Below are 3,097 nucleotides of genomic sequence, written 5' to 3'. Positions count from 1 at the left end.
GGGTCCACCAGCGGGCAGCCGCACACAGCCTGCCGGTCGTTCCCATCCCCGGCACCCGTCGGCCCCAGCGGGTGGCCGAGAACACCGCGGCCACCCGCATCACCCTCACCCCCGACGACCTGCGCCTCCTCGATCCGCTGGCCGCCCAGGTCGTCGGGGCGCGGTATCCGGAGATGACCACGCCGTCATAAGCGAGCCTCCGTCTCGCGCGAGTCTGCACTGGATCGGGGCCCGGACCGCCGACGCGCTGTCCGGCGGGGGGCCCGCTCCTCCTCGTCGATCACCCCGGTCACCAAGCACACTCCACTGCCGCCGGATGCCGGAAGGGGCGCACGGTCATCGACGTGCCGCGCACCTTCCAGCGGGTGGAGGCGCGGTCACCTCGGAGGGGTGACCACGTATCAGCGGCGTCCCGTCCGTCGAGCCCGTGGCCGGCCAGGCACCAGGTGACGGGCATGTCCTCGCAGTGGTGGCCCGGGCGGAGCCGCAGCCCTTGGGAGGAAGCGTGAGTGACTGCGGCAGCGGCCTGACTACCCCGCCCCGCAGCCGGCCTCGACCAGGAACGGGCTCGGCTCCCCGGTCCACGACACGTACAGACCGTCCCGCGCCCGGGTGCAGGCGACGAACAGCAGGCAGCGTTCCGCGGCGAGGTCGGCCTCGTGCTGGAGCCGGTCGACCTCCTCCGGGGTGATGGCCGACGGGTTCGGCAGAGCGCGGTCGTCGACGCCGACGACGGCGGTGTAGCGGTACTCGAGCCCCTTGAAGGTGTGCATGGTGCCCACGTTGACCGCGTCATCGGTGCGGGCGGCGCCCGCGCGGACCCGGCTGGCGGGAATACCCGCCGCGAGCAGGCGGTCCTTGGCCTTCTGGCAGGTCTTGTTGAACCGCGCGCAGATTCCGATCTCCCCGTACGCGGCGCCGCCGTCCACCCACGAGCGCACCTGCTCGACCAGGGCGTCGAGTTCGGCCTCCTCCGTCTTCGCCGCGTGGAGGCGCGGCCCGCAGCCGTGCAGGGCGGAGCTGTACCCGACCAGGGTGTCGTGCCGTCCGCTGTCGGCCAGTTCGGCGTAGGGGCGGCCGAGCAGGAGTCCCGTCGCCCAGCTGAGGATCTCCTGGGTGGAGCGGTAGTTCTTGCGCAGCTTGGTCGAACGGCCCGCGACGTTGATGCCGAGGGACTTCAGCGACACCCGGTTGTCGTAGATCCGCTGGTGCGGGTCGCCCGCGACGAACAGGTCGTCGGGGCGGCGCGGGGCGGCGGCGCGGAGCATCCGCCACTGGGCCGGGTGGAGGTCCTGCGCCTCGTCGACGACGACGTGCCGGTAGCACGGCCCCTGCCCGGCCAGCAGGTCGGTGGCCTCCACGCAGGTGCCGAGGTAGGTGCGCAGCCCGTCCTCGGCCAGCCGCCGGGTGAACTCCTCCACGGTCCGCCACACCAGCGGCCGGGCGGCGGCGGGCAGCGCGCTGCCGCGGCCCCGGCGCTCGCAGCGCTCGTACTCCTCGCGGCCGCGGAGGTCCTGGGCGAGGACGACGTGCTTGTACTCCTGGGCGAGGAACTGCGGGGTGCCGGTGAAGCCGGTGGCCTCGGCGGCCTGCTCCCACCGCGCGGTCTCCTCGTACCCGCTGAGCGGCCGGCGCGAGGTGTTGACCACGCGTCCGGCGAAGGCGTCGACGGTCATGACGTCGACCCGGTCGCGCAGGTCGGGATCGTCGACGAGCAGACAGAGGCCCTCGGTGAGGGAGTCCACGAGGGCGTTGGTGAAGGTGGTGAGCAGGATGCGGTCGCCGTCGCGCAGGTGCCGCAGCAGGTGCCGCACCCGGTGCAGGGCGACGACGGACTTCCCGGTGCCGGGTCCGCCGGTCACCTGCGCGGGGCCGGAGTACGACGGGCGGTAGGCGACCTTGTGCTGGGCGGGGTGGAGGAAGATCCGCCAGGCGGCGAACGGCTTGTCGAGGATGTCGCGCAGTTCGTCGGCGTCCGTGACGACGGCGATCCGGGTGCGGGTGTGCGCGATGGCGGTCGCGTAGTCGGTGGTGTCGACGGGCTCCTGGGAGGCCGCCTCGGCCAGTGCCGGCACGACGACCTCCTGCCAGGTCTGCTCGACGCTCGCGCCGAGGGCCAGGTGCTCCAGCACCTGGTACTGGTCCGGCGGGAAGAACCGCCCGAAGACGTCGAGCTGTTCCAGGCTGGTCAGCACGCGGGCCTGCGCGAGGGTGGTGGCGTCGATGCCGAGGGCGGCCATCTCCCCGTCGGAGACCTTCGCGAAGAGCCGCTGCTCCTCGGCGGGCGCGATGCGCTCGTAGGCGGGGGCCAATTCCTCCAGGGTGGCGATCTCGCGGAGTTCCACGGCGCCGGTGACGGCGTTGATGGTCGCCTTCTGCTTCACCGCCCACTCGGTGGCCTCGTCGTGCGGGCCGACCCGCAGCAGCACGAAGGTGTCGCCCGTCGCGGGCGCGAGGACCACGCCGCGGTATCCCTGGGTGATGCGGATGGTCCGGATCTGCCGGTCCTTGGCGCCCTTGAGGGACTCCAGCTTCAGGCCGGGGTCCTTGAAGAGCTGGTCGAGGGTGAGCCGCTCGAACTTGTCCCAGGCGTCGAACACGCCGTTCCTGACGTGCTTCTCGAGTTTCTCCAGCTGCTGGCAGAAGGCCTTGTCGAGGGCGAGGTGCGGCATGACGGGATTCTAGGCCGCCGCGGCGCGGCCGCGGGCCGTCCGGGCGTTCTCGCACCGGCTTCCCGGCCGGTCGGCGACGGTCACCCGTCGTCGCCGAGTTCCCGGCGGAGCATGGCCAGGACCTCGGCGGCCTCGGCGGCCACGTCGTGGCGCGGGCCGTGGACGAGCACCACGTCCTCGTACAGGGCCGCCAGCCAGGCCAGGGCCTCCTCCGGGGCGCCCTGGCCGAGCAGCAGCATGCCGATGTCGCGGCGCAGCTCCACCGCCGCGTCGCTGACGTCGCTCTCGACGGCCCGCTCCACGTCGAGGACCGCCCGCAGCTCCGCCAGCGCCTCGGTCACCTGGCCGAGTTCGCCGCGGCAGCGGGCGGCCTGGGCACGGCAGTCGCGGGCGGCCTCGCCGGCCGGCCCGTCGACGCGGGCGAA

Annotated in this window: 1 protein-coding gene and 2 pseudogenes; 1 reads left to right on the top strand and 2 read right to left on the bottom strand. The window is 73.3% G+C overall.

Features of this window, described 5'->3' with window-relative positions:
• Nucleotides 1–191: pseudogene (locus tag RIF68_RS32455) on the top strand (aldo/keto reductase); the annotation flags it as partial.
• 339 nt (nucleotides 192–530) lie between these two features.
• On the opposite strand, the gene RIF68_RS32450 reads toward RIF68_RS32455, so the two are convergent.
• Together RIF68_RS32450 and RIF68_RS32445 are read right to left on the bottom strand one after the other, a co-directional pair.
• Nucleotides 531–2,672 (bottom strand): UvrD-helicase domain-containing protein, encoded by a 2,142-nt coding sequence (locus tag RIF68_RS32450; RefSeq protein ID WP_309054900.1) that lies wholly within the window; start codon nucleotides 2,670–2,672, stop codon nucleotides 531–533.
• Between the two features lie 80 nt (nucleotides 2,673–2,752).
• Nucleotides 2,753–3,097 (bottom strand): annotated as a pseudogene (locus RIF68_RS32445) (serine/threonine protein kinase); the annotation flags it as partial.

The sequence above is a fragment of the Streptomyces sp. genome, assembly GCF_031178505.1.
Classification (GTDB): Bacteria; Actinomycetota; Actinomycetes; order Streptomycetales; family Streptomycetaceae; genus Streptomyces; species Streptomyces gulbargensis.
Note: the sequence above shows the minus strand (reverse complement) of the source record. Positions and strands in the feature narration are given on the sequence as shown.